24 protein-coding genes are annotated in these 23733 nt (G+C 59.8%); 13 read left to right on the top strand and 11 right to left on the bottom strand.

The features are described from left to right. Nucleotides 1-118: 118 nt before the first annotated feature. From lptB to ACGSLL_RS18665, 5 genes are read right to left on the bottom strand one after another with little or no spacing between them, the layout of a single operon-like run. Entirely contained in the window at nucleotides 119-844 is a 726-nt protein-coding gene (gene lptB / locus ACGSLL_RS18685) for an LPS export ABC transporter ATP-binding protein (RefSeq protein ID WP_008085069.1), read from the bottom strand. Further along, the gene (gene lptA / locus ACGSLL_RS18680) at nucleotides 844-1389 is read right to left on the bottom strand and encodes a lipopolysaccharide transport periplasmic protein LptA (protein ID WP_394507482.1); all 546 of its coding nucleotides are present in this window, start codon (nucleotides 1387-1389) and stop codon (nucleotides 844-846) included. Before lptA ends, lptB begins: the two co-directional genes overlap by 1 nt. After that, nucleotides 1376-1948: an LPS export ABC transporter periplasmic protein LptC gene (gene lptC, locus ACGSLL_RS18675; protein ID WP_258450493.1), complete on the bottom strand. Its 573-nt coding sequence runs from the start codon at nucleotides 1946-1948 to the stop codon at nucleotides 1376-1378. The genes lptA and lptC overlap by 14 nt, the downstream gene beginning before the upstream one ends. An 8-nt stretch (nucleotides 1949-1956) precedes the next feature. Beyond that, nucleotides 1957-2481, bottom strand: a complete 525-nt coding sequence (locus ACGSLL_RS18670; RefSeq protein ID WP_090281784.1) for a KdsC family phosphatase — start codon at nucleotides 2479-2481, stop codon at nucleotides 1957-1959. Next, nucleotides 2481-3455 (bottom strand): KpsF/GutQ family sugar-phosphate isomerase, encoded by a 975-nt coding sequence (locus tag ACGSLL_RS18665; RefSeq protein WP_394507481.1) that lies wholly within the window; start codon nucleotides 3453-3455, stop codon nucleotides 2481-2483. The genes ACGSLL_RS18670 and ACGSLL_RS18665 overlap by 1 nt, the downstream gene beginning before the upstream one ends. Nucleotides 3456-3730: 275 nt before the next feature. Here ACGSLL_RS18665 and ACGSLL_RS18660 point away from each other — a divergent pair, with 275 nt between their 5' ends. From ACGSLL_RS18660 to hisC, 10 genes are all read left to right on the top strand, one after another. Beyond that, nucleotides 3731-4540 carry an ATP-binding cassette domain-containing protein gene (locus ACGSLL_RS18660; RefSeq protein WP_090281786.1) on the top strand — a complete coding sequence of 270 codons (810 nt, stop codon included), beginning with the start codon at nucleotides 3731-3733 and terminating at the stop codon, nucleotides 4538-4540. Further along, nucleotides 4540-5337 carry a lipid asymmetry maintenance ABC transporter permease subunit MlaE gene (mlaE, locus tag ACGSLL_RS18655; RefSeq protein WP_394507480.1) on the top strand — a complete coding sequence of 266 codons (798 nt, stop codon included), beginning with the start codon at nucleotides 4540-4542 and terminating at the stop codon, nucleotides 5335-5337. The genes ACGSLL_RS18660 and mlaE overlap by 1 nt, the downstream gene beginning before the upstream one ends. After that, complete coding sequence (mlaD, locus tag ACGSLL_RS18650; RefSeq protein ID WP_016771673.1) at nucleotides 5337-5804, top strand: outer membrane lipid asymmetry maintenance protein MlaD; 468 nt, start codon at nucleotides 5337-5339, stop codon at nucleotides 5802-5804. The genes mlaE and mlaD overlap by 1 nt, the downstream gene beginning before the upstream one ends. Before the next feature lie 11 nt (nucleotides 5805-5815). Then, nucleotides 5816-6469 carry an MlaC/ttg2D family ABC transporter substrate-binding protein gene (locus ACGSLL_RS18645; protein WP_129999927.1) on the top strand — a complete coding sequence of 218 codons (654 nt, stop codon included), beginning with the start codon at nucleotides 5816-5818 and terminating at the stop codon, nucleotides 6467-6469. After that, nucleotides 6466-6771, top strand: coding sequence for an STAS domain-containing protein (locus ACGSLL_RS18640; RefSeq protein WP_394507479.1), 306 nt, complete (start codon nucleotides 6466-6468; stop codon nucleotides 6769-6771). The genes ACGSLL_RS18645 and ACGSLL_RS18640 overlap by 4 nt, the downstream gene beginning before the upstream one ends. 116 nt (nucleotides 6772-6887) lie before the next feature. Continuing rightward, nucleotides 6888-7127 (top strand): BolA family protein, encoded by a 240-nt coding sequence (locus tag ACGSLL_RS18635; protein ID WP_003221710.1) that lies wholly within the window; start codon nucleotides 6888-6890, stop codon nucleotides 7125-7127. A gap of 22 nt (nucleotides 7128-7149) precedes the next feature. After that, nucleotides 7150-8415, top strand: a complete 1266-nt coding sequence (murA, locus tag ACGSLL_RS18630; protein ID WP_016771669.1) for a UDP-N-acetylglucosamine 1-carboxyvinyltransferase — start codon at nucleotides 7150-7152, stop codon at nucleotides 8413-8415. Between the two features lie 128 nt (nucleotides 8416-8543). Next, entirely contained in the window at nucleotides 8544-9179 is a 636-nt protein-coding gene (hisG, locus tag ACGSLL_RS18625) for an ATP phosphoribosyltransferase (protein WP_007967226.1), read from the top strand. Nucleotides 9180-9304: 125 nt separating this feature from the next. Then, nucleotides 9305-10642: a histidinol dehydrogenase gene (gene hisD, locus ACGSLL_RS18620; RefSeq protein ID WP_394507478.1), complete on the top strand. Its 1338-nt coding sequence runs from the start codon at nucleotides 9305-9307 to the stop codon at nucleotides 10640-10642. Nucleotides 10643-10644: 2 nt separating this feature from the next. Further along, on the top strand, nucleotides 10645-11697 hold the full coding sequence (hisC, locus tag ACGSLL_RS18615; RefSeq protein WP_394507477.1) for a histidinol-phosphate transaminase: 1053 nt from the start codon (nucleotides 10645-10647) through the stop codon (nucleotides 11695-11697). 83 nt (nucleotides 11698-11780) lie between these two features. Here the strand turns inward: hisC and ACGSLL_RS18610 are convergent, their stop codons facing one another. The 4 genes from ACGSLL_RS18610 to algW all read right to left on the bottom strand — a co-directional run bounded on the left by ACGSLL_RS18610 (nucleotide 11781) and on the right by algW (nucleotide 16598). Continuing rightward, nucleotides 11781-12224, bottom strand: a complete 444-nt coding sequence (locus ACGSLL_RS18610) for a hypothetical protein (RefSeq protein WP_394507476.1) — start codon at nucleotides 12222-12224, stop codon at nucleotides 11781-11783. Between the two features lie 290 nt (nucleotides 12225-12514). Beyond that, nucleotides 12515-13234: a DUF4198 domain-containing protein gene (locus ACGSLL_RS18605; protein ID WP_394507475.1), complete on the bottom strand. Its 720-nt coding sequence runs from the start codon at nucleotides 13232-13234 to the stop codon at nucleotides 12515-12517. A 12-nt stretch (nucleotides 13235-13246) separates the two neighbouring features. Beyond that, nucleotides 13247-15352, bottom strand: a complete 2106-nt coding sequence (locus ACGSLL_RS18600; protein WP_394507474.1) for a TonB-dependent siderophore receptor — start codon at nucleotides 15350-15352, stop codon at nucleotides 13247-13249. An 88-nt stretch (nucleotides 15353-15440) separates the two neighbouring features. Next, a complete protein-coding gene (gene algW, locus ACGSLL_RS18595; protein WP_203420766.1) occupies nucleotides 15441-16598 on the bottom strand; it encodes a Do family serine endopeptidase AlgW in 1158 nt (385 codons plus the stop codon). Nucleotides 16599-16701: 103 nt separating this feature from the next. Between algW and ACGSLL_RS18590 the strand changes: the two genes are divergently transcribed. The 3 genes from ACGSLL_RS18590 (at nucleotide 16702) to cysN (ending at nucleotide 20537) form a co-directional block, all read left to right on the top strand. Then, on the top strand, nucleotides 16702-17460 hold the full coding sequence (locus tag ACGSLL_RS18590; RefSeq protein WP_394507473.1) for a Nif3-like dinuclear metal center hexameric protein: 759 nt from the start codon (nucleotides 16702-16704) through the stop codon (nucleotides 17458-17460). A gap of 251 nt (nucleotides 17461-17711) precedes the next feature. Next, a complete protein-coding gene (gene cysD / locus ACGSLL_RS18585) occupies nucleotides 17712-18629 on the top strand; it encodes a sulfate adenylyltransferase subunit CysD (protein ID WP_007912374.1) in 918 nt (305 codons plus the stop codon). A gap of 9 nt (nucleotides 18630-18638) precedes the next feature. Continuing rightward, on the top strand, nucleotides 18639-20537 hold the full coding sequence (cysN, locus tag ACGSLL_RS18580; RefSeq protein WP_394507472.1) for a sulfate adenylyltransferase subunit CysN: 1899 nt from the start codon (nucleotides 18639-18641) through the stop codon (nucleotides 20535-20537). A 172-nt stretch (nucleotides 20538-20709) separates the two neighbouring features. Here cysN and ACGSLL_RS18575 read toward each other — a convergent pair whose 3' ends face one another. Further along, nucleotides 20710-21612, bottom strand: a complete 903-nt coding sequence (locus tag ACGSLL_RS18575) for an acyltransferase (RefSeq protein WP_394507471.1) — start codon at nucleotides 21610-21612, stop codon at nucleotides 20710-20712. Further along, a complete protein-coding gene (pta, locus tag ACGSLL_RS18570) occupies nucleotides 21613-23712 on the bottom strand; it encodes a phosphate acetyltransferase (protein WP_394507470.1) in 2100 nt (699 codons plus the stop codon). It lies immediately after the preceding gene. Nucleotides 23713-23733: the final 21 nt, after the last annotated feature.

Here is a 23733-nt window from a genome sequence, read left to right as displayed (position 1 = left end):
TTAAGCAAATTATATGCCTGAAACTGAAGTGTTTGCCTAGAGCGCTGTAACAATTAAACGGTATAAAAAAACAGCTTGATCGATACAGCACCCGCGCAGCTCACCTTACGGCTCGCGCTTACAGGCGGAACTCGTGACCCAGATACACTTCCTTGACCAGATCGTTGGCCAGGATGGTTTCGGCGTCACCTTCGGCGATCAACTGGCCGTCATTGACGATGTAAGCGGTTTCGCAGATATCCAGCGTCTCACGCACGTTGTGGTCGGTGATCAACACACCGATGCCCTTGGCCTTGAGATGATGAATGATCTGCTTGATGTCGCCGACCGAGATCGGGTCGACACCGGCGAACGGCTCGTCGAGCAGGATGAATTTAGGTGCGGTGGCCAGTGCGCGGGCGATCTCCACCCGGCGGCGCTCACCACCCGACAGGCTCATGCCGAGGTTGTCGCGAATGTGGCTGATGTGGAATTCCTGCAGCAGGCTTTCCAGCTCCTTGCGGCGGCCGGCCTTGTCGAGTTCCTGACGGGTCTCGAGAATCGCCATGATGTTGTCGGCCACCGACAGTTTGCGGAAGATCGACGCTTCTTGCGGCAGATAGCCGATACCGGCCTTCGCACGGCCGTGCATTGGCTGGTGGCTGACGTCCAGATCGTCGATCAGTACGCGGCCCTGATCGGCCTGCACCAGGCCGACGATCATATAGAAGCAGGTGGTCTTGCCGGCACCGTTCGGGCCGAGCAGGCCGACGATCTGGCCGCTGTCGATCGACAGGCTGACGTCCCGCACGACCTGGCGGCTTTTATAGGCCTTGGCCAGGTGCTGAGCTTTCAGAGTTGCCATTACTGGGTTTTCTCGTCGGTTTTCTTCTTCGGCTGGATCACCATGTCGATGCGCGGACGCGCCTCGGTGACCTTGCTGCCGGTAGCGCGACCGGCGCTGGCGAGTTTCTTCACGGTGTCATAGACGATTTTCTCGCCTTGCGTCGTGTTGTTGTCCTTGTCGACAACTTTGGCCTTGTCGATCAGCACGACGCGATTCTGCGCGGCGTGGTACTGGATCGTCACGCCCCAGCCTTGTACAGGCTTGCTGTCGCCGGCGGTCTGCAGTTGTTCGAAGTAAGCCAGGTTGCCGACCGAAGTCACCACGTCAATGTCACCGGCCTGAGTGCGGGTGATGGTCACCGTGTTGCCTTTGACGATCATCGAGCCCTGAGTGATGATCACATCACCCTTATAGGTAGCGATGCCGTTCTTGTCGTCCAGTTGGGCGTCGTCGGCCTGAATGCGGATAGGTTGCTGCTGATCGTTCGGCAGAGCCCAGGCGCTCACGCTTCCCAGTGCTGCGCCCAGACTGAGCAAAATAGGGAGGGTTTTAACGAGCCTCATACTGTCCTCTTACGTTCGATTGCAGGTGTATCCTGCTGTCCTTCAGGTACGCTTTCATTCCGACGCCAGTCGACACACCGCCAGCGCCCTCGATTCTAACGGGTTGCGCGGTCTGCGCATATTCCTGCTGCGGGAATACGGTCATGCGGGTACTGGTGATCAGGGTGTCGCGTTTCTTTTCGTCGGTGCGCTTCACGCGCACCGAATCGATCAGTTCAACTTCGGTGCCGCCGGAATTCACTTCGCCGCGCTCACTGGTCACGTGCCACGGAAAATCAGTGCCGCGATACATGTTCAGATCCGGTTTGGTCACCAGCGTGATGTCGGTGGCCTTGACGTGTTCAGCCTTGTCCGAGGTCATCTCATACTGCACTTTGCCGTCGGGCAGGTACTGGATGGTATGCGTGTTGGTCGCGTACCAGTCGATCGGATTCTCGGCGGCCGACACCGGCGGTTTGTCGAGAAAGCGTTCCGGGCTGATGTTCCAGTAGCCGACCGCGGCGAAAATCGCCGCGATGCAGCCGAACAGCAGGAAGTTGCGAAATTTTTTACTGAACATGGCTTGGCTCACAGGTACGCGGCATTGGCCGCATCGAGGCGGCCCTGGGCGCGCAGGATCAATTCGCAGAATTCGCGGGCGGCACCTTCGCCGCCACGGGCGCGGGTCACGCCGTGGGCGTGCTCGCGGACGAAATCGGCGGCGTTGGCTACCGCCATGCCCAGACCGACACGGCGGATCACCGGCAGATCGGGCAGGTCGTCACCGAGGTAGGCGACCTGTTCATAGCTTAGGCCCAGTTGCTCGAGCAGACCGTCGAGTACCACCAGTTTGTCTTCGCGGCCCTGGAACAGGTGCGGGATGCCGAGGTTTTTCGCCCGGCGCTCAACCACCGGCGTCTTGCGACCGCTGATGATCGCAGTTTCCACGCCGGCGTTCATCAGCATCTTGATGCCCTGACCGTCGAGGGTGTTGAAGGTCTTGAATTCACTGCCATCTTCAAGGAAGTACAGGCGCCCGTCCGTGAGGACGCCGTCGACATCAAAAACCGCCAGTTTGATTGCCTTGCCGCGTTGCAGCAGTTCGTTGCTCATTACATGACTCCTGCGCGCAGCAGATCGGAGAGGTTGAAGGCGCCGACCGGGCGGTCCTCCTCGTCGACGACGACCAGTGCGTTGATTCGGTGATCTTCCATGATTTTCAGGGCTTCGGCAGCGAGCATTTCCGGGCGCGCGGTCTTGCCGTGTGCGGTCATGACCTGGTCGATGGTGGCGCTGCGAATGTCGATGGCGCGATCCAGGGTGCGGCGCAAGTCGCCGTCAGTAAAGATTCCGGCGAGCTTGCCGTCGGTTTCCAGGATCACGGTCATGCCCAGACCTTTGCGGGTCATTTCCATCAGCGCGTCCTTGAGCAACGTGCCACGTTGCACCTGAGGCAGCTCCTGGCCGGCGTGCATGACGTTTTCGACTTTCAGCAGCAAGCGGCGGCCGAGGGCGCCGCCCGGATGGGAAAAGGCGAAGTCTTCGGCGGTGAAGCCGCGGGCTTCCAGCAAGGCCACGGCCAGTGCGTCGCCCATGACCAGTGCAGCGGTGGTCGAAGAGGTCGGTGCCAGGTTCAGCGGGCAGGCTTCATGCTCGACGTGCACGTTGAGATTGACCTCGGCCGCTTTGGCCAGTGGCGATTGCGGGTTGCCGGTGACGCTGATCAGCTGGATGCCCAGGCGTTTGATCAGCGGCAGCAGCGTGACGATTTCGTTGGTCGAGCCGGAATTGGACAGGGCAAGGATCACGTCATCGCGGGTGATCATGCCCATGTCGCCGTGACTGGCTTCGGCCGGGTGCACAAAAAAAGCCGGGGTGCCGGTGCTGGCCAGGGTCGCGGCGATCTTGTTGCCGACGTGCCCGGATTTGCCCATGCCGACCACGACCACACGGCCCTTACTGGCCAGAATCATCTCGCAAGCGCGTACGAAATCGGCGTCGATATGGGGCAGCAAGCCTTGTACGGCTTCCATTTCGAGGCGGATGGTGCGTTGTGCCGATTGAATCAGGTCGCTGGATTGGCTCATGTCAGAAATCGTATAGCCCGATGAAAAGGCGGCGATTATAGCGGTTATGTGGCAAAGCCTCACGCAAGTTCGTCGTGCTTTGTCATTCCCCGTTACCAAAAGCCGGGAAAAGCCGCTGCAGACCTGTCATATCGCCGAATACAGGCTGGCACAAGCCTTGGGCGCGTGGCCTTTGCAGTGATATAGTTCGCCGCCAGTTCGGCCTGCCCGGGATGTATGTACTTTTTAACCAAAGACAGGCGTCCGAGTGAGAGGCTGCATCGCAAGGAGTTTAGATGAGTGCCGATAACGCCTACGCGGTCGAGCTGAAGGGAGTCTCCTTCAAGCGCGGTGCGCGCAGCATTTTCAATAACGTCGATATCCGCATCCCGCGCGGCAAGGTCACCGGCATCATGGGGCCTTCCGGGTGTGGCAAGACCACGCTGCTGCGGTTGATGGGCGCGCAGCTGCGTCCGGCCAGCGGCGAAGTCTGGGTCAACGGCCAGAACCTGCCGACGCTGTCGCGCAGCGATCTGTTCGATGCGCGCAAGCACATGGGGGTGCTGTTTCAGAGCGGCGCGCTGTTCACCGATCTCGATGTGTTCGAGAACGTGGCCTTCCCCCTGCGCGTGCATACCGAGTTGCCGGAAGAAATGATCCGCGACATCGTCCTGCTGAAATTGCAGGCGGTCGGTCTGCGTGGCGCCATCGAGCTGATGCCGGACGAGCTGTCGGGCGGCATGAAGCGCCGCGTTGCGCTGGCGCGGGCAATTGCGCTCGATCCGCAGATTCTCATGTACGACGAACCGTTCGTCGGTCAGGACCCGATCGCCATGGGCGTGCTGGTCCGCCTGATCCGTCTGCTCAACGATGCGCTGGGCATCACCAGTATCGTGGTGTCACACGATCTCGCCGAGACCGCGAGCATCGCCGACTACCTTTATATAGTCGGTGACGGCCAGGTGCTGGGGCAGGGGACTCCGGACGAGTTGATGAACTCGGACGAGCCGCGCATCCGCCAGTTCATGACCGGCGATCCCGATGGCCCGGTGCCGTACCATTTTCCAGCGACGGACTACCGCGCAGATCTTCTGGGGAAGCGCTGATGCGCAGAATTTCATTATTAGAGCGCGTGCGCCGATTCGGCGAGACGGCCATCGACGCTGTTGCGGTATTCGGCCGCGCGACGCTGTTCCTGTTTCATGCCCTGCTGGGGCGCGGCGGCATCAGCGGCGGTTTCAGCCTGCTGGTCAGACAACTTCATTCAGTCGGCGTCATGTCGCTGGTGATCATCGTCGTTTCGGGGATTTTCATCGGCATGGTCCTGGCGTTGCAGGGCTTCAGCATCCTGTCGAGCTACGGCTCGGAGCAGGCGGTGGGGCAGATGGTTGCCTTGACCCTGTTGCGTGAACTGGGGCCGGTGGTGACTGCACTGTTGTTCGCCGGGCGCGCGGGTTCGGCATTGACCGCCGAGATCGGCAACATGAAGTCCACTGAACAGCTGTCCAGCCTGGAAATGATCGGCGTCGATCCGCTCAAGTACATCATCGCCCCGCGTCTGTGGGCCGGTTTCATTTCCCTGCCGGTGCTGGCGATGATTTTCAGCGTGGTGGGTATCTGGGGTGGTTCGTGGGTGGCCGTCGACTGGCTGGGTGTGTATGAAGGCTCTTATTGGGCGAACATGCAGAACAGCGTGACCTTCACCAGTGATGTGCTCAACGGCATCATCAAAAGCATCGTTTTCGCCTTCGTCGTCACCTGGATCGCCGTATTCCAAGGCTATGACTGTGAGCCCACTTCCGAGGGAATCAGTCGTGCCACCACCAAGACCGTAGTGTTTGCCTCGCTGGCAGTGCTCGGCCTGGACTTTATTCTGACCGCTTTGATGTTTGGAGATTTCTGATGCAAAACCGCACCCTGGAAATCGGTGTCGGCCTGTTCCTGCTGGCAGGGATCCTGGCTTTGCTGCTGCTCGCCTTGCGGGTCAGTGGCCTGTCTCCGACTTCGTCCACCGACACCTATAAACTTTATGCATATTTCGACAATATCGCCGGTTTGACGGTCAGAGCCAAAGTGACCATGGCCGGTGTGACCATCGGCAAGGTCACAGCCATCGATCTGGATCGCGACAGCTTCACCGGTCGGGTCACGCTGCAAGTGGACAAGAAGGTCGACAACCTGCCTGTCGATTCCACAGCATCTATCCTTACCGCGGGTCTGCTGGGCGAGAAGTACATTGGTATCAGCGTCGGTGGTGAAGACACCCAGTTGAAAGACGGTGGAACCATCCACGACACGCAGTCGTCACTGGTACTGGAAGACCTGATCGGTAAATTCCTGCTCAATACCGTTAGCAAAGACGCCAAATGAGGAGCTTTTGAATGATCTCTATCTTGCGACGTGGCCTGTTGGTGTTGCTCGCGGCACTGCCGTTGATGGCTAACGCAGCACCTGGGCAATCGGCACACGATCTGATTCAGGACACCACCAACCGGATGCTTGCCGACCTGCAAGCCAACAAAGAGAAGTACAAGCAGGATCCGCAGGATTTCTACGCGGCGCTGAACAGTATCGTCGGCCCGGTGGTGGATGCCGAGGGCATCTCCAAGAGCATCATGACCGTCAAGTATTCGCGCAAGGCTACGCCTGAGCAGATGCAACGCTTTCAGGAAAACTTCAAACGCGGCCTGTTCCAGTTCTACGGCAACGCTCTGCTCGAGTACAACAATCAGGGCATCACCGTTGACCCTGCCAAGGACGAATCGGGCGATCGCACCAGCGTCAACATGACCGTCAAGGGCAGCAATGGCGCGATCTATCCGGTGCAGTACACGCTTGAGAAGATCGGTGGCGAGTGGAAGCTGCGCAACGTGATCATCAACGGCATCAACATTGGCAAGCTGTTCCGTGACCAGTTCGCTGACGCGATGCAGCGCAATGGCAACGATCTGGACAAGACCATCGATGGCTGGGCCGGTGAAGTGGCCAAGGCCAAGCAGGAAACCGACAAAGCTGCTGCGAAGCCAGCGCAATGAGTGAGGCGGCAGTGCGTATGAGTGATGTCGATGAGCTGCTGCTCAGTGGCGTACTGGACTATCGCACCGGGCCGGACCTGAGAAAGGAAGGCCAGGCGCTGATCAAGTCGAGCAAGGCGAAATCGCTGGTCATCGATTGCTCGGCGGTGAAGAAGTCCAGCAGCGTCGGCCTGTCGTTGCTGCTGTGCTTCATGCGCGATGCTCAGGCGGCCGGCAAGGCTGTCAGCATCCGCGCCATGCCGGAAGACATGCGCGAAATTGCCGAGGTCAGCGAGCTGACCGAGCTGTTCGCGTCTCACTGATCCCGCATCCGCAACAAAAGCCCCCCGTCAGAGTCCTGCATTGCGGGGTTCGCAGGCGCGGGGCTTTTTTGTATGATGTCCGACCCGTGCGCACAGGGCGCCGATTGAGGTTGAGCATGCAGGCCGTAGAAGTGAAGAGCTTCCTTGAAGGAAAGCTGCCAGGTACGCAGGTTGAAGTTGAAGGCGAAGGCTGCAACTTCCAGCTGAACGTGATTAGCGATGAACTGGCGGCGTTGAGCCCGGTCAAGCGTCAGCAAAGCATCTATGCCCATTTGAACCCTTGGATCGCTGATGGCAGCATCCACGCGGTCACCATGAAATTTTTCAGCCGCGCGGCCTGGGCCGAGCGCACCTGAGCCCTAGGGCGTCGAGATACTAATGGATAAATTGATTATTACCGGTGGTGCGCGTCTTGATGGCGAAATCCGCATTTCCGGCGCGAAGAACTCCGCCCTGCCAATCCTGGCGGCCACGCTGCTGTGCGATGGCCCGGTGACTGTTGGCAACCTGCCGCATCTGCACGACATCACCACGATGATCGAGCTGTTCGGTCGCATGGGCATCGAGCCGGTGATCGACGAGAAACTCAGCGTTGAAATCGACCCGCGCACCATCAAGACCCTGATCGCGCCGTACGAACTGGTGAAAACCATGCGTGCGTCGATCCTGGTACTGGGCCCGATGGTTGCCCGTTTCGGCGAAGCCGAAGTCGCTCTGCCTGGCGGTTGCGCCATCGGTTCGCGTCCGGTTGACCTGCACATCCGTGGCCTCGAAGCCATGGGCGCAGTCATCGACGTCGAAGGTGGTTACATCAAGGCCAAGGCACCTGAAGGCGGCCTGCGCGGTGCGCACTTCTTCTTCGATACCGTCAGTGTGACCGGTACCGAGAACATCATGATGGCGGCTGCTCTGGCCAAGGGCCGCAGCGTGTTGCAGAACGCAGCCCGCGAACCGGAAGTCGTCGACCTGGCGAACTTCCTCAACGCCATGGGCGCCAAGGTTTCCGGGGCCGGCACCGACACCATCACCATCGACGGCGTTGAGCGTCTGGGTTCGGCTTTCTACAAGGTCATGCCTGACCGTATCGAAACCGGCACCTACCTGGTCGCCGCTGCCGTCACCGGTGGCCGCGTCAAGGTCAAGGACACCGATCCAACCATTCTCGAAGCGGTGCTGGAAAAACTCCGTGAAGCCGGCGCAGAAATCACCTGCGGTGAAGACTGGATCGAGCTGAACATGCACGGCAAGCGTCCGAAAGCGGTCAACGTGCGCACCGCGCCGTACCCGGCGTTTCCGACCGACATGCAGGCGCAGTTTATCTCGCTCAACGCCATTGCCGAAGGTACTGGTGCGGTGATCGAGACAATCTTCGAAAACCGTTTCATGCACGTGTACGAGCTGCACCGCATGGGCGCGCACATCCAGGTTGAAGGCAACACCGCGATCGTCACCGGTATCGAGAAGCTCAAGGGCGCGCCAGTCATGGCCACCGACCTGCGCGCATCGGCCAGTCTGGTGATCTCGGCGCTGGTTGCCGAAGGCGACACGCTGATCGACCGCATCTACCACATCGACCGTGGTTACGAGTGCATCGAAGAAAAACTGCAGATGCTGGGCGCCAAGATCCGTCGCGTTCCAGGCTGATTGCTGTATCGGGACACACGGACGTGTCCATTGAATTCGTTTCGAGTCGAGGGTGTGCGCACCCTCGATGTGTGTCCGGCGCCGATTGTGACCGGGCATGAGTACCTTGATAAGGACTGACGTTTCCCATGTTGACCATCGCACTGTCCAAGGGCCGAATCCTTGACGACACCCTGCCGCTTCTTGCTGAAGCGGGCATCGTGCCGACCGAGAATCCGGACAAGAGCCGCAAGCTGATCATCCCCACGACCCAGGACGACGTGCGTCTGCTGATCGTGCGGGCCACCGACGTGCCGACTTATGTCGAGCATGGCGCGGCCGACCTCGGCGTGGCCGGCAAAGACGTGTTGATGGAATACACCGGTCAGGGCCTTTACGAGCCGCTGGACCTGCAGATTGCCCAGTGCAAACTGATGACCGCCGGCAAGATCGGCGCCGCCGAGCCCAAGGGCCGTCTGCGTGTGGCGACCAAGTTCGTCAACGTCGCCAAGCGTTATTACGCCGAGCAGGGCCGTCAGGTCGACATCATCAAGCTGTACGGCTCGATGGAGCTGGCGCCGCTGATCGGTCTGGCCGACAAGATCATCGACGTGGTCGACACCGGCAACACCTTGCGCGCCAACGGTCTGGAACCCCAGGAACTGATCGCCACGATCAGCTCGCGGCTGGTGGTCAACAAGGCTTCGATGAAAATGCAACACGCCCGGATCCAGGCGTTGATCGACACCCTGCGCAACGCAGTGGAATCGCGACACCGCGGCTGATCTACCAGCGCGGCCCGAGGCCGCGCCGTCTATCCGCCTCATAGCCAGAATTCTCAGGTGCCCAAGCGGATCGAATGCTAGTTTCGGGCGCCTGAGTTTTTGCCAATTCCTATGAGGCTCTCGCTATGACCGCACCGACTGCAATTCGCCGACTCAACGCTGCTGACCCGGATTTCGCGCATCATCTGGATCATCTGCTGAGCTGGGAAAGTGTGTCTGACGACTCGGTCAATCAGCGCGTGCTGGACATCATCAAGGCCGTGCGCGAGCGCGGTGATGCGGCGCTGGTCGAATTCACCCAGAAGTTCGACGGCCTTGAAGTCGCCTCGATGGCTGACCTGATCCTGCCGCGCGAGCGCCTGGAACTGGCCCTGACCCGCATCACCGTGGCGCAGCGCGAAGCGCTGGAAAAAGCCGCCGCCCGTGTGCGCAGCTACCACGAAAAACAGAAGCAGGATTCCTGGAGCTACACCGAAGCCGACGGCACCGTGCTCGGCCAGAAGGTCACACCGCTGGATCGCGCCGGCCTTTATGTGCCGGGCGGCAAGGCATCGTACCCGTCTTCGGTGCTGATGAACGCGATTCCGGCGAAAGTGGCTGGCGTCACCGAAGTGGTGATGGTCGTGCCGACGCCGCGCGGTGAGATCAATGAGTTGGTGCTGGCAGCCGCGTGCATCGCTGGCGTTGACCGGGTATTCACCATCGGCGGCGCGCAAGCGGTTGCCGCTTTGGCGTATGGCACCGAAAGCGTGCCGAAAGTCGACAAGGTGGTGGGCCCAGGCAACATTTATGTCGCCACCGCCAAACGCCATGTGTTCGGTCAGGTCGGCATCGACATGATCGCCGGTCCTTCGGAAATTCTCGTGGTCTGCGACGGTCAGACTGATCCCGACTGGATCGCCATGGACCTTTTCTCGCAAGCCGAGCACGACGAAGACGCGCAAGCGATCCTGGTCAGTCCGGACGCCGAATTCCTCGACAAGGTCGCCGCCAGCATCGACAAACTGCTGCCGACCATGGACCGCGCCACCATCATCGAGACCTCGATCAACGGCCGCGGCGCGTTGATTCAAGTCAATGACATGGCCCAGGCCATCGAAGTCGCCAACCGCATCGCCCCGGAACACCTGGAACTGTCAGTCGCTGATCCGCAAGCTTGGCTGCCGCAGATCCGTCACGCCGGGGCGATCTTCATGGGGCGCCACACCTCCGAAGCGCTGGGCGACTACTGCGCTGGCCCGAACCACGTGCTGCCGACCTCCGGCACCGCGCGGTTCTCGTCGCCGCTGGGCGTGTATGACTTCCAGAAGCGCTCGTCGATCATCTTCTGCTCCGAGGCCGGCGCTTCCGAACTGGGTAAAACCGCTTCGGTGCTGGCCCGTGGCGAATCGCTCAGCGCCCACGCGCGCAGCGCCGAATACCGCATCAAAGACCAGGAATTTCTGAATGGGCAGGGGGAATGAGCATGAGTAAATTCTGGAGCCCGTTCGTCAAGGATCTGGTGCCGTATGTGCCGGGCGAACAGCCGAAACTGACCAGGCTGGTCAAGCTCAACACCAACGAAAACCCCTACGGCCCGTCGCCAAAAGCCTTGGCGGCAATGCAGGCCGAACTCAACGACAACCTGCGCCTGTACCCGGACCCGAACAGCGATCTGCTGAAGAATGCCGTGGCCGGTTACTACGGCGTGCAAAGCAATCAGGTGTTCCTCGGCAATGGTTCGGATGAGGTGCTGGCGCACATCTTCCACGGTCTGTTTCAGCATGATCAGCCGTTGTTGTTCCCAGACATCAGCTACAGCTTCTATCCGGTCTATTGCGGGCTGTACGGCATTCAGTTCGACGCGGTGCCGCTGAACGCGCAGTTTCAGATCGACCCGGCCGACTACACGAAGCCGAACGGCGGGATCATTTTCCCCAACCCGAACGCACCGACCGGTTGCCTGCTGGCACTCGACGCGGTCGAGCAAATCCTCAAGGCCAGCCCGGATTCGGTGGTGGTGGTCGATGAGGCGTATATCGACTTCGGCGGCGAGACAGCGATCAGTCTGGTGGATCGCTATCCGAACCTGCTGGTCACGCAGACGCTGTCCAAGTCGCGTTCGCTGGCCGGTCTGCGGGTGGGTCTGGCGGTCGGGCATCCCGATCTGATCGAGGCGCTGGAGCGGATCAAGAACAGCTTCAACTCCTATCCGCTGGATCGTCTGGCGAACGTCGGCGCGGCGGCGGCGTTTGAAGATCGCGAGTATTTCGACAAGACTTGCCGGCTGGTCATCGAGCACCGCGAATGGGTAGTTGCGCAGTTGCAGGCCAAGGGCTTTGAAGTACTGCCGTCGGCGGCGAACTTCATCTTCGCCCGGCACCCGCAGCACGACGCGGCGTGGCTGGCGGCCAAACTGCGTGAGCAGGGCGTGATCGTGCGGCACTTCAAGCAGGAGCGGATTGCGCAGTTTTTGCGGATATCGATTGGTACGCCGGAGCAGAATCAGGCGTTGATCGACGGCCTGGGTGAGCTTTGATTTTTATAATTCCTTAATAGCGATTACGAAGCGCCTGCCTTGCTTTCATTAGTCCAAGAGCAGGCGCTGTTCTTGTCTAACCATCAAGGGTTTACAATTAGTTCAAAGTCTCCGGAAACATTTATTGTTCTGGTGCCGTTCTCCTCTACACCGTCAAAGTTAAAGTCGCCTTTTATGTGTTCATGGAGTGTTTTGAATGTGGCTGTCATTGTCCCTGTAACCGCAACGTAGCGTGCGCCGCCATAATGAAGTGCCCACTTCTCAGGAAGTTTTACAACGTCATTTGGATATTTCCAGGTTTGTTTTTGATCAACAATTGCGCCGTTGGGGTATGAAAGATAAATGGTGTCTATGTCATAGTCACCGGGCCCTATGTGTTTCGCAGCGGAGATGAGTCCGCCTGTCGGCACTTTAATGATGTATTGATACTGGTCGTAAGTTTGTTCACGCCCATCTATTTTCAGAGTGAACTGGCCGCTTGCGTTTTTTTTGTGTTTTGAACTTTGCAAAACATTTCTCTGTTCCATAATCATCTTCCTCTTGGACTGGCTTATACAAGCTGCACTTAAACTACTCGAGGAATCGCCACCAGCGGACTGTCAGATCTGACAGTTTTTCATAACATTTTGCTTTATACGTTAGTTCAAATAGGTCTGTATGCGCCAATTTGAAGAACAATCGACGTTCGATGCGTTCTATCAGAACGACGGATTACATAGGCGAGCCTGCTCGCGATAGCGGATGGACATTCAACATTGATGTTGGCTGACCCGACGCCATCGAGAGCAGACTCACTCCTACACGGGATTTGTGGGTGTTATTCGTGATGCGGCTCGCCAAGGAATGTCAGCGATGTAAACAACCCGCGGCTGTCCACATCCGCGCTGTCCTTCACCGGCACTTCAACCTGCGCCGCAATGACGTTCAACCCCTCATTCCTCACCAATACCTGCGCGCGGCCATCTTTGTCGGTCTCGGTGCTCAGCGTGTTCGGCGCGCTGCGATAGTCGCCAACCAACTTGACCCCGGCCGCCGGTTTGCCATCGAGCAACACCCGCACCGGCAGTGAATTACCCGGCCCTACGGTCAGCGGATCAACTTCCGGCAGGATTACCAGTTTGATCTGCTCTAGCTTCGGCAACTTCGCGCCGGGCTGGTAAATCGCCAGGCTGTACTTGAACGTCTCGGTCGCCTCGACAGCGCCCGGTACTTTGCTGCGTCCTGCGTTGACCCACTTTTTATCCGCAGTCTGCGACCACATGCCGTTGTTCAACGCCACAGCCATCACTGCCGGTGACTTCAACGGTTTCAAGCGGGCGTGATCCGCCAGACGCTCGACGCTGACCGGAATCATCTTGCCGGCGGTGTCATAAGCCCATGCGCCGCTGATCTTTTGCGCTTTGAAAGCGTTGTCTTCGGCGCCGTGACCGTAGACCACTTCAATGTTGCCGCGCCGTTCTTCTGTCCACAGACCATGGGCCGATACCTGCCCGGCGAACAGGGCGGCGATGAGTATGAGGGTTTTGCCGTATTGCATGGTGACGTCCTTTTACAGGTTGAGTGTCAGGCTGACAGTGAAGTTGCGCGGCTCGCCGGGATTGACCCAGTAGTTGCTGTAGGAGCGCTCGTAATACTTTTCGTCGAAGAGGTTGTTCAGGTTCAGGCCGACCGTGACGTTGTCGCTGGCCTTGTAATGGGCCAGCAGGTCAACGGTGTGATAGGCCGGCAACTCGAAATCGCTGCCGGATTCACCCGAGCGGTCGCCGACATAGGTGAACGCTGCGCCAAGGTCCGAGCCGCGTAGGTGGCCATCCTGAAATTCATACACGCCGAGCAGGCTGCCACTGCGTTTGGCCACGCCGAGGATGCGGCTGCCGGTGGGGATCGTCGCGTCGCCCTTGGTCACTTCGGCATCAATGTAGGCGAACGCGCCGATGACCCGCACGGCATCGGTCACTTGCCCGCTCACTTGCCAGTCGAAGCCCTGGCTGCGCGCCTTGCCCATGGCGCGACTGGTGTCGGTGGCCGGGTCGAGGGCGAGGACGTTTTCCTTGTCGATGTGAAAGAAGGCGAGGGTGCTGCTCACGCGCTCGTCGAACAGTTCGTTCTTGATGCCGATTTCGTAACCGACGCCTTCTTCCGGGTCGAATGATTTGCCGGCCGCATCGAGGCCGTTATTCGGTTTGAACGAGGTCGAGGCGTTGGCGAACAGGCCGGTGCCTGGCGTTAGCTGATAAAGCAGGCCGACGCGCTGGGTGAGGGCGTCGTGACGCTGGTTGCTGGTCGCGTTGCGGCTGTGATCGTCGATGTGCTGATCGAAGTGCTCGAAACGTGCGCCGATCATGCCGCGCAGCTTGTCCGTGAAAATGATCTGGTCCTGCAGGTTCAGTGCGTGGCTTTCGACGTGTTCGAAGAAGTCAGTGCCCGAGCGGGCGCCGTTGGGTTTTGCCTGGCCGTAGACCGGGTTATAGATGTCGATGGCGTACGAGCCGCCAGCGACCGTGGTGACGCGTTCGTTCTTGCGGAAGTTTTCGTACTCGGTACCGATCAGCAATTCGTGTTGCCAGGGGCCGAGGTCGAACAGACCGCGCAATTCCAGCTGGGTGATGCTGTCGTGCCATTGGGTGTCGCGCTCGCGATAGCGACGGTTGACGGTGTGGCCGTCGGCGTTCAGCGCCCGTTGTTCCGAGGCGTCGCCCCAGAGTTCGCCTTCTTTGTAATGGCTGGCCAGGCGCAGCTTCCAGTTGTCGTTGAGGTGATGTTCGAGTGTCGCCTGCAGCAGATTGTTGTGGTTGTCGATGTTGCCGTCGTTGGGCTCGCCGAGGAAGGTCGAGCGCGAAACACCGCCCCATTTGTTGTTCGGCGCCACGATGCCGCGATCAAAAGTTGAGCTGTGCCGGACGATTTCGCTTTCCACCAGCAGCGAAGTGTCCGGGCTCAACTGCCAACTGATCGCCGGCGCAACAAACACGCGCTGGCTGTCGACGTGATCGCGGAAGCTATGGTTGTCTTCGACCGCGAGGTTGATTCGCGACAGCACATCGCCCTGCTCATCGAGCGGGGTGTTGACGTCCAGCGCGGTGCGATAGCGATCCCAACTGGCGGCGCTGGTGTGCAGGGTCGTAAACGCTTCGGGCTGCGGTTTTTTCGTAACGATGTTCACCGTACCGCCCGGATCACCTCGGCCATACAGGCTGGCGGCGGGGCCCTTGAGCACTTCGATACGCTCGATGTTGGCGGCGTCCGGCGTGCTCGGGTAGCCGCGATTGGCGCTGAAGCCGTCCTTGTAGAACTCCGAGGTGGTGAAACCGCGCACGCTGTATTCGTAAAGCGTCAGGCCACCGAAGTTGTTCTGCTTAGACACGCCGCCGGCAAAATCCAGCGCTCGCTCGACGCTGTTGCTGCCCAGATCCTTGAGCACACTGGCCGGTATAACGCTGATGGCCTGAGGAATGTCGCGGATCGCGGTGTCGGTTTTGGTTGCGCTGGAGGATCGGGTGGCGCGGTAACCTTTGACCGGACCGGTAGGCGATTCGTAATCGGATACGACGCTGATCGCTTCGAGCTCCATCGGCTGCGGCTCATCGGCAAACGCAGGATCGCAGAGCAATCCAAGGGTCAGGCTGAGCAGCGAGGCCTTTTTGCGAGACGACATGTTATGTTGTTCCAATTGCTAGAATTGAAACAATATAACATGCCTGTTGAGAATGTCTGTTATTCGCGCCATTGGCGCGAATAAAGTTTTATTCTTCTTTTTCTTTCACCGGTGCCGGAGGCGGACGCAGGCCGATTTCAGCGGTCAGCTTCAGCTCTTTGCCGTTGCGCATCACCTGAATCGTGACCTTGTCAGTCGGCTTGATCCGCGCGACCTGATTCATCGAGCGGCGGCCATCACCGGCCGGCTCGCCATCGATACTCAAAATCACGTCGCCCAGTTGCAGGCCTGCTTTCTGCGCCGGGCCGTCACGGAAAATTCCCGCAACCACAATGCCCGGGCGCCCGGACAAGCCAAACGATTCGGCCAGTTCCTGAGTCAGCGGCTGCACTTCAATCCCCAGCCAGCCACGAATCACCTGGCCGTGCTCGATGATCGACTTCATCACTTCCATCGCCAGCTTCACCGGAATCGCAAAACCGATGCCTTGCGAGCCGCCGGATTTGGAGAAAATCGCAGTGTTGATGCCGGTGAGGTTGCCGTTCGCATCCACCAGTGCGCCGCCCGAGTTGCCCGGGTTGATCGCCGCGTCGGTCTGGATGAAGTCTTCGTAGTTGTTCAGGCCCAACTGGTTACGCCCGGTGGCGCTGATGATGCCCATGGTCACGGTCTGGCCGACGCCGAACGGGTTGCCGATGGCCAGCGCGACGTCGCCGATGCGAATGTTGTCGGAGCGGCCGACGGTGATCGCCGGCAGGTTTTTCAGATCGATCTTCAATACCGCGAGGTCGGTCTCCGGGTCGCTGCCAATCACGCGGGCGAGGGTTTCGCGGCCGTCCTTGAGCGCCACGACAATCTGATCGGCGCCGCTGGTCACATGGTTGTTGGTCAGGATGTAGCCTTCCGGGCTCATGATCACCCCGGAACCGAGGCTTGACTCCATGCGTTTCTGTTTCGGCGAGTTGTCACCGAAGAAGCGTCGGAACTGCGGATCCTCGAACAGCGGATGCGCCGGTTTGTTGATGACCTTGGTGGTGTACAGATTGACCACCGACGGTGCGGCGATGGACACCGCGTCGGCGTAGGACACCGGCCCCTGTTGCACGCTGGTGGTCTGCGGCGCCTGTTGCAGGTTGACGTCGAGGCTCGGCAGCCCGACCCACTCGGGGTAACGCTGAATAATCAGCAGAGCGATAAGCACACCGGCCAGCAGCGGCCAGCCAAAAAAACGCAGCGCCTTGAGCATTAAGCACGTCCTGGAAAAGTTGCAGGCGGGGTCAGACCGCCCATAATGTCGCGCATTATACGAGGCCGCGCGTGCCTCTGAACGGGATATTTAGGAGTCTTTCATGGCCGTTGCCCTCAGCACCCTCGTCGAAGAAGCCGACCGTTACCTGGCCAGTGCAAAAATTGCCGATTATTGCCCTAACGGTTTGCAGGTCGAAGGTCGCCCGCAAGTGATGCGCATCGTCAGCGGCGTCACCGCCAGCCAGGCCTTGCTCGATGCCGCCGTCGAAGCCGAGGCCGATCTGATCCTGGTGCATCACGGGTATTTCTGGAAAGGCGAAAACCCGTGCATCACCGGTATGAAACAGCGCCGCTTGAAAACCCTGCTCAAGCACGACATCAGTCTGCTCGCCTATCACTTGCCGCTGGATCTGCACCCGGATGTTGGCAATAACGTGCAATTGGCGCGACAGCTCGACATCACCGTCGAGGGCCCGCTGGATCCGGGCAATCCGAAAATCGTCGGTCTGGTCGGTTCGCTGAACGAGCCGATGACTGCGCGGGATTTTGCCCGCAAGGTGCAGGAAGTCATGGGGCGTGAGCCGCTGTTGATTGAAGGCAGCCCGATGATTCGGCGGGTCGGCTGGTGCACCGGTGGCGGTCAGGGTTACATCGATCAGGGCGTTGCCGCGGGTGTCGATCTGTTCATCAGTGGTGAGGCCTCCGAGCAGACGTTTCACAGCGCGCGGGAAAACGATATCAGCTTCATCGCCGCCGGCCACCACGCCACCGAACGCTATGGCGTGCAGGCGTTGGGCGATTATCTGGCGAAACGTTTTGCCCTTGAGCACATCTTTATCGATTGCCCCAACCCGATCTGACACGATCGCGGATTCCTGTGGGAGCGAGCCTGCTCGCGAAGGCTGCGGCAGCTTCAATAAAAGAGTTGCCTGACACACTGCTTTCGCGCGCAGGCTCGCTCCCACAAAGGGCTTCATTGGCCGAACTGGCAGGCATATTCATATGCCCTTTCGTTCTAGCAGGCGTCCTGATTAGAAGAGGTCGCTGTGCTAGGATTCCCCGCTCGAACACGGCCCGCTGGCCGTTCATAAGAAAGCTTTCGTGAGTAGCCATGGTCGACAAACTGACGCATCTGAAACAGCTGGAGGCGGAAAGCATCCACATCATCCGCGAGGTGGCCGCCGAGTTCGACAACCCGGTGATGCTGTACTCCATCGGTAAAGACTCCGCCGTGATGCTGCACCTGGCACGCAAGGCGTTCTTCCCGGGCAAACTGCCGTTTCCGGTGATGCACGTCGACACTCGCTGGAAATTCCAGGAGATGTACAAGTTCCGCGACAAAATGGTCGAAGAACTGGGCCTGGACCTCATCACCCATATCAACCCTGATGGCGTGGCGCAGAACATCAACCCGTTCACCCACGGCAGCGCCAAGCACACCGACATCATGAAAACCGAAGGCCTGAAACAGGCTCTCGACAAGCATGGTTTCGACGCAGCGTTCGGCGGCGCCCGTCGCGATGAAGAAAAGTCCCGCGCCAAAGAGCGCGTCTACTCGTTCCGCGACAGCAAGCACCGCTGGGACCCGAAAAACCAGCGCCCGGAACTCTGGAACGTCTACAACGGCAAGGTCAACAAGGGCGAATCCATTCGTGTGTTCCCATTGTCGAACTGGACCGAACTGGACATCTGGCAGTACATCTACCTCGAAGGCATCCCGATTGTGCCGCTGTACTTCGCCGCTGAGCGCGAAGTCATCGAGAAGAACGGCACGCTGATCATGATCGACGACGAGCGCATCCTCGAGCACCTGTCCGATGAAGACAAGGCGCGCATCGTCAAAAAGAAAGTGCGGTTCCGCACCCTTGGCTGCTACCCGTTGACGGGCGCGGTGGAGTCCGAGGCCGAAAGCCTCACGGACATCATTCAGGAAATGCTCCTGACGCGAACTTCCGAGCGCCAGGGCCGGGTCATCGACCACGATGGCGCAGGCTCGATGGAAGACAAAAAACGTCAAGGCTATTTCTAAGGGGCTGTCATGTCGCACGTATCTGATTTGATCAGCGAGGACATCCTCGCCTACCTGGGCCAGCACGAACGTAAAGAGCTGCTGCGCTTTTTGACCTGCGGTAACGTCGATGACGGCAAGAGCACCCTGATCGGGCGCCTGCTGCACGACTCGAAAATGATCTACGAAGATCACCTCGAAGCGATCACCCGTGACTCGAAGAAAGTCGGCACCACCGGTGACGACATTGACCTTGCGCTGCTGGTCGACGGTTTGCAGGCCGAGCGTGAGCAAGGCATCACCATTGATGTTGCGTATCGCTATTTCTCGACTGCCAAACGCAAATTCATCATCGCCGATACCCCCGGCCATGAGCAGTACACCCGCAACATGGCCACCGGTGCGTCCACCTGTGACCTGGCGATCATTCTGGTCGACGCGCGTTACGGCGTGCAGACCCAGACCCGTCGCCACAGCTTCATTGCATCCCTGCTGGGCATCAAACACATCGTCGTCGCCATCAACAAGATGGACCTCAAAGGTTTTGACGAAGGCGTGTTCGAGTCGATCAAGGCTGACTACCTGAAGTTTGCCGAAGGCTTGAAGATGAAGCCGACCAGCATGCACTTCGTGCCGATGTCGGCCCTCAAGGGCGACAACGTGGTGAACAAGTCCGAGCGTTCGCCTTGGTACACCGGTCAGTCGCTGATGGAAATTCTCGAGACTGTGGAAGTGGCGGGCGATCGCAATTTCAGCGATCTGCGTTTCCCGGTGCAGTACGTCAACCGACCGAACCTGAACTTCCGTGGTTTCGCCGGCACCCTGGCCAGCGGCATTGTGCACAAGGGCGACGAAGTCGTGGTGTTGCCGTCGGGCAAGAGCAGCCGCGTGAAGTCCATCGTCACTTTCGAAGGTGAGCTGGAGCATGCCGGTCCTGGTCAAGCGGTGACGCTGACCATGGAAGACGAAATCGACATCTCCCGTGGCGACCTGTTGGTGCATGCCGACAACGTGCCGCCGGTCACCGACAGCTTCGAAGCGATGCTGGTGTGGATGGCGGAAGAGCCGATGCTGCCGGGCAAGAAATACGACATCAAACGCGCCACCAGTTACGTGCCGGGCTCGATTGCCAGCATCGTCAACAAGGTCGACGTGAACACTCTGGAAGAAGGCCCGGCGAGCGCGTTGCAGCTCAACGAAATCGGCAAGGTGAAGATTGCGCTCGACGCGCCGATCGCCCTCGACGGTTACGACAGCAACCGCACCACCGGCGCGTTCATCGTCATTGACCGGTTGACCAATGGCACCGTCGGCGCCGGCATGATCGTCGCCCAACCGGTGGCGCACGGCACCGCCACGCACCACGGCAAACTGGCCCACGTGGCTACTGAAGAACGTGCTCAGCGCTTTGGCCAGCAACCGGCGACGGTGTTGTTCAGCGGCCTGTCGGGCGCGGGCAAGAGCACGCTGGCGTACGCGGTCGAGCGCAAGCTGTTCGATATGGGCCGTGCGGTGTTCGTATTGGACGGGCAGAACCTGCGTCACGACCTTAATAAAGGTCTGCCACAGGACCGTGCCGGGCGTACCGAGAACTGGCGGCGTGCCGCGCATGTGGCGCGTCAGTTCAACGAAGCGGGCCTGTTGACCCTGGCTGCGTTCGTTGCGCCAAGCGCCGAAGGTCGCGAGCAGGCCAAGGAGCTGATCGGCAAGGAGCGTCTGTTGACGGTCTATGTGCAGGCGTCGCCGACCGTGTGCGCTGAGCGTGACCCGCAAGGTCTGTATGCTGCTGGCGGCGACAACATCCCGGGCGAATCCTTCCCGTACGACGTCCCGCTGAACGCCGATCTGGTGATCGACACGCAGTCTCTGAGTCTGGAAGAAAGCGTCAAGCAGGTGCTGGATTTGCTGCGTAAACGCGGCGCCATCTAAGCAAGAAAACAGCTGCAAGAAAAAGCCCGCCGGTGAGCAATCATCGGCGGGCTTTTTTGTTCCTGGTGATCGTTGACGCTTTGGTGCCTCATTGGACGCTCCGCGTCCGCTTCGGCAGGGACGCGGAGCGTCCCGGGCTGCATTCCCACGCGGAGCGTGGGAACGATCATCTTTAACGCTTTGGATATTCGCGGTGCAGTTGCTCCAGCAACGCATCCTTGTCCAGCCACAGTTGATTGATCCAGCCTTGAAACTGCAAACGGTACTCGCCGTCCTGGTCGTAGTTCTTGCCGATGAACGCCGGCGGAATCTTCAGCTCTTCAAAGTGCACCACCACATCGCGCACATTGCCGCTGAGCAGGTCCCAGAACCCCGGGCGTCCGGCCGGGTAGTGGATGGTCACGTTGACGATCGATTCCAGTTGCTCACCCATCGCGTCCAGCACAAAGGCGATCCCGCCGGCCTTCGGCTTGAGCAAATATTTGAACGGTGACTGCTGCTGCGCATGCTTGCCTTCGGTGAAGCGCGTGCCTTCGACAAAATTGAAAATGCCCACCGGGTTATTACGAAATTTCGCACAGGTCTTGCGCGTGGTTTCCAGGTCTTTGCCTTTCTTCTCCGGGTGCTTGGCCAGATAGGCTTTGGAATAGCGCTTCATGAATGGAAAGCCCAGCGCCCACCACGCCAGACCGATCACCGGGACCCAGATCAGCTCCTGCTTGAGGAAGAACTTCAGCGGCTGAATGCGCCGGTTGAGCACGTATTGCAGCACCAGGATATCGACCCAGCTCTGGTGGTTGCTGGTGATCAGGTACGAGTGCTGATAGTCCAGGCCTTGGAGGCCGCTGACGTGCCAGCGGGTGCGCCGCACCAGGTTCATCCAGCCCTTGTTGTTGCTGATCCATGCCTCGTGAGTGTGGCTCATCAGCCAGCCGGCGATGCGTTGCGTCAACGCAAACGGCAACGCCTTGACCAGCGCCACGCAGAACAGGAACGAACACAGCAGAATCGTATTGAGCGCCAACAGCAGCGAGGCGATTACGCCACGCACGGGTGCAGGGAGAAAATCCAGCATTTACACATCCATAGGTCGGTTGGCGGCTTGAATCGCGGTGAGCGCGATGGTGTAGACGATGTCATCGACTTGCGCGCCGCGCGGCAGATCGTTCACCGGTTTACGCAGGCCTTGCAGCATCGGCCCGAGGCTGACGCAATCGGCGCTGCGTTGCACCGCTTTGTGCGTGGTGTTGCCGGTGTTCAGATCCGGGAACACGAACACCGTGGCACGCCCGGCGACCTGACTGTTCGGCGCCAGTTGCCGGGCGACTTCGGCGTTGGCTGCAGCGTCGTATTGCAGCGGGCCGTCGATCAGCAGCGAGTGCTGCTGCTCATGGGCGAGCAGGGTGGCTTCGCGGACTTTCTCGACTTCTTCGCCGCTGGCCGATTCGCCGCTCGAATAGCTGATCATCGCCACGCGTGGCGTGATGCCGAACGCCGCAGCGGAGTCAGCGCTTTGCAGGGCGATTTCAGCCAGTTCGCTGGCGCTCGGATGCGGGTTCATCACGCAGTCGCCGTACACCAGCACTTCTTCCGGGAACAACATGAAAAACACGGAGGACACCAAGGTGCAGCCCGGTGCGGTCTTGATCAGTTGCAGCGCCGGGCGGATGGTGTTGGCGGTGGTGTTGATCACCCCGGATACCAAGCCGTCGACTTCGTCCAGCGCAAGCATCATGGTGCCGATCACCACGGTGTCTTCCAGTTGCTGCTCGGCCATCGGTGCGTTGAGGCTCTTGGTCTTGCGCAGGGCGACCATTGGCTCGACGTAGCGCTCGCGAATCAGGTCCGGATCCAGTATTTCCAGCCCGGCAGGCAAGACGATGCCTTGCGCGCGCGCTACCGCTTCGACGTCTTCCGGCTTGGCCAGCAACACGCAACGGGCGATCCCGCGTTCCTGGCAGATCGCCGCCGCTTGAACGGTGAACGGCTCGCTGCCTTCCGGCAGAACGATGCGCTTGTTGGCCGCTTGCGCGCGCTGAATCAGCTGATAGCGGAACACTGCCGGCGACAGACGCATCTCACGCGGCGTGCCGCAGCGCTGATGCAGCCAGTTGGCGTCGAGATGGCTGGCGACGAAGTCGGTGATGATCTCGGCGCGCTCGCGGTCGTCGATCGGGATTTCCTTGTTCAGGCCATTGAGCAGGTTGGCGGTGTCGTAGGAGCCGGTGCTCACCGACAACACCGGCAGACCGGCCTGCAACGCGCCACGGCACAAATCCATGATCCGCGGATCGGGCAGGGTGTCGCTGGTCAGCAGCAGCCCGGCCAGCGGCACGCCGTTGATCGCGGCGAGGCTGACGGCAAGGATGATGTCGTCGCGATCGCCCGGCGTCACCACCAGCACGCCGGGCTTGAGCAGCTCGACGGTGTTGCGCATGGTCCGCGCGCAAATAATGATGTTGCTCATGCGCCGGGTTTCGTAGTCACCGGCATTGAGTACTTGCGCGCCCATTAGATCGGCGACGTCGCGGGTGCGCGGTGCGTTGAGTTCCGGTTGAAACGGGATGCAGCCGAGCAAGCGGAAATCGCCGCTGCGCAGCAACGGCGAGTGTTCTTTCAGACGTGTGGCGAAGGCGTCCATGCTCTCGTCGGTCTTGACCTTGTTGAGGATCACGCCGAGCACTTTCGGGTCTTTCGGGCCGCCGAACAATTGCGCCTGCAACTCGACGCGGCCAGACAGTTCGGCGAGCACTTCGTTTTCCGGCGCCGAGACCAGAATCACCTCGGCATCGAGGCTTTTGGCCAGGTGCAGATTGACCCGTGCGGCATAACTGGCGCTGCGGGTCGGCACCATGCCCTCAACGACCAGCACGTCTTTGCCGACCGCCGCCTGCTGGTACAGGGTGATGATTTCTTCAAGCAGTTCGTCGAGCTGACCGTCACCGAGCATCCGCTCAACGTGCGCCAGGCCCAGGGGTTGCGGCGGTTTCAGGCCATGGGTGCGCGCCACTAGCTCGGTGGAGCGCTCCGGGCCGGTGTCGCCGGGGTGCGGCTGGGCGATCGGTTTGAAGAAACCGACTTTCAGCCCGGCACGCTCAAGCGTACGCACCAGCCCGAGGCTGATGGAGGTCAGACCCACGCCAAAATCGGTGGGGGCAATAAAAAAAGTTTGCATGGGAGTTCTCTATGCAAGGGT

Source organism: Pseudomonas retamae, assembly GCF_043496865.1.
In the GTDB taxonomy this organism is placed as follows: Bacteria; Pseudomonadota; Gammaproteobacteria; order Pseudomonadales; family Pseudomonadaceae; genus Aquipseudomonas; species Aquipseudomonas retamae.
This window is presented reverse-complemented; position numbering and strand designations above follow the sequence as displayed.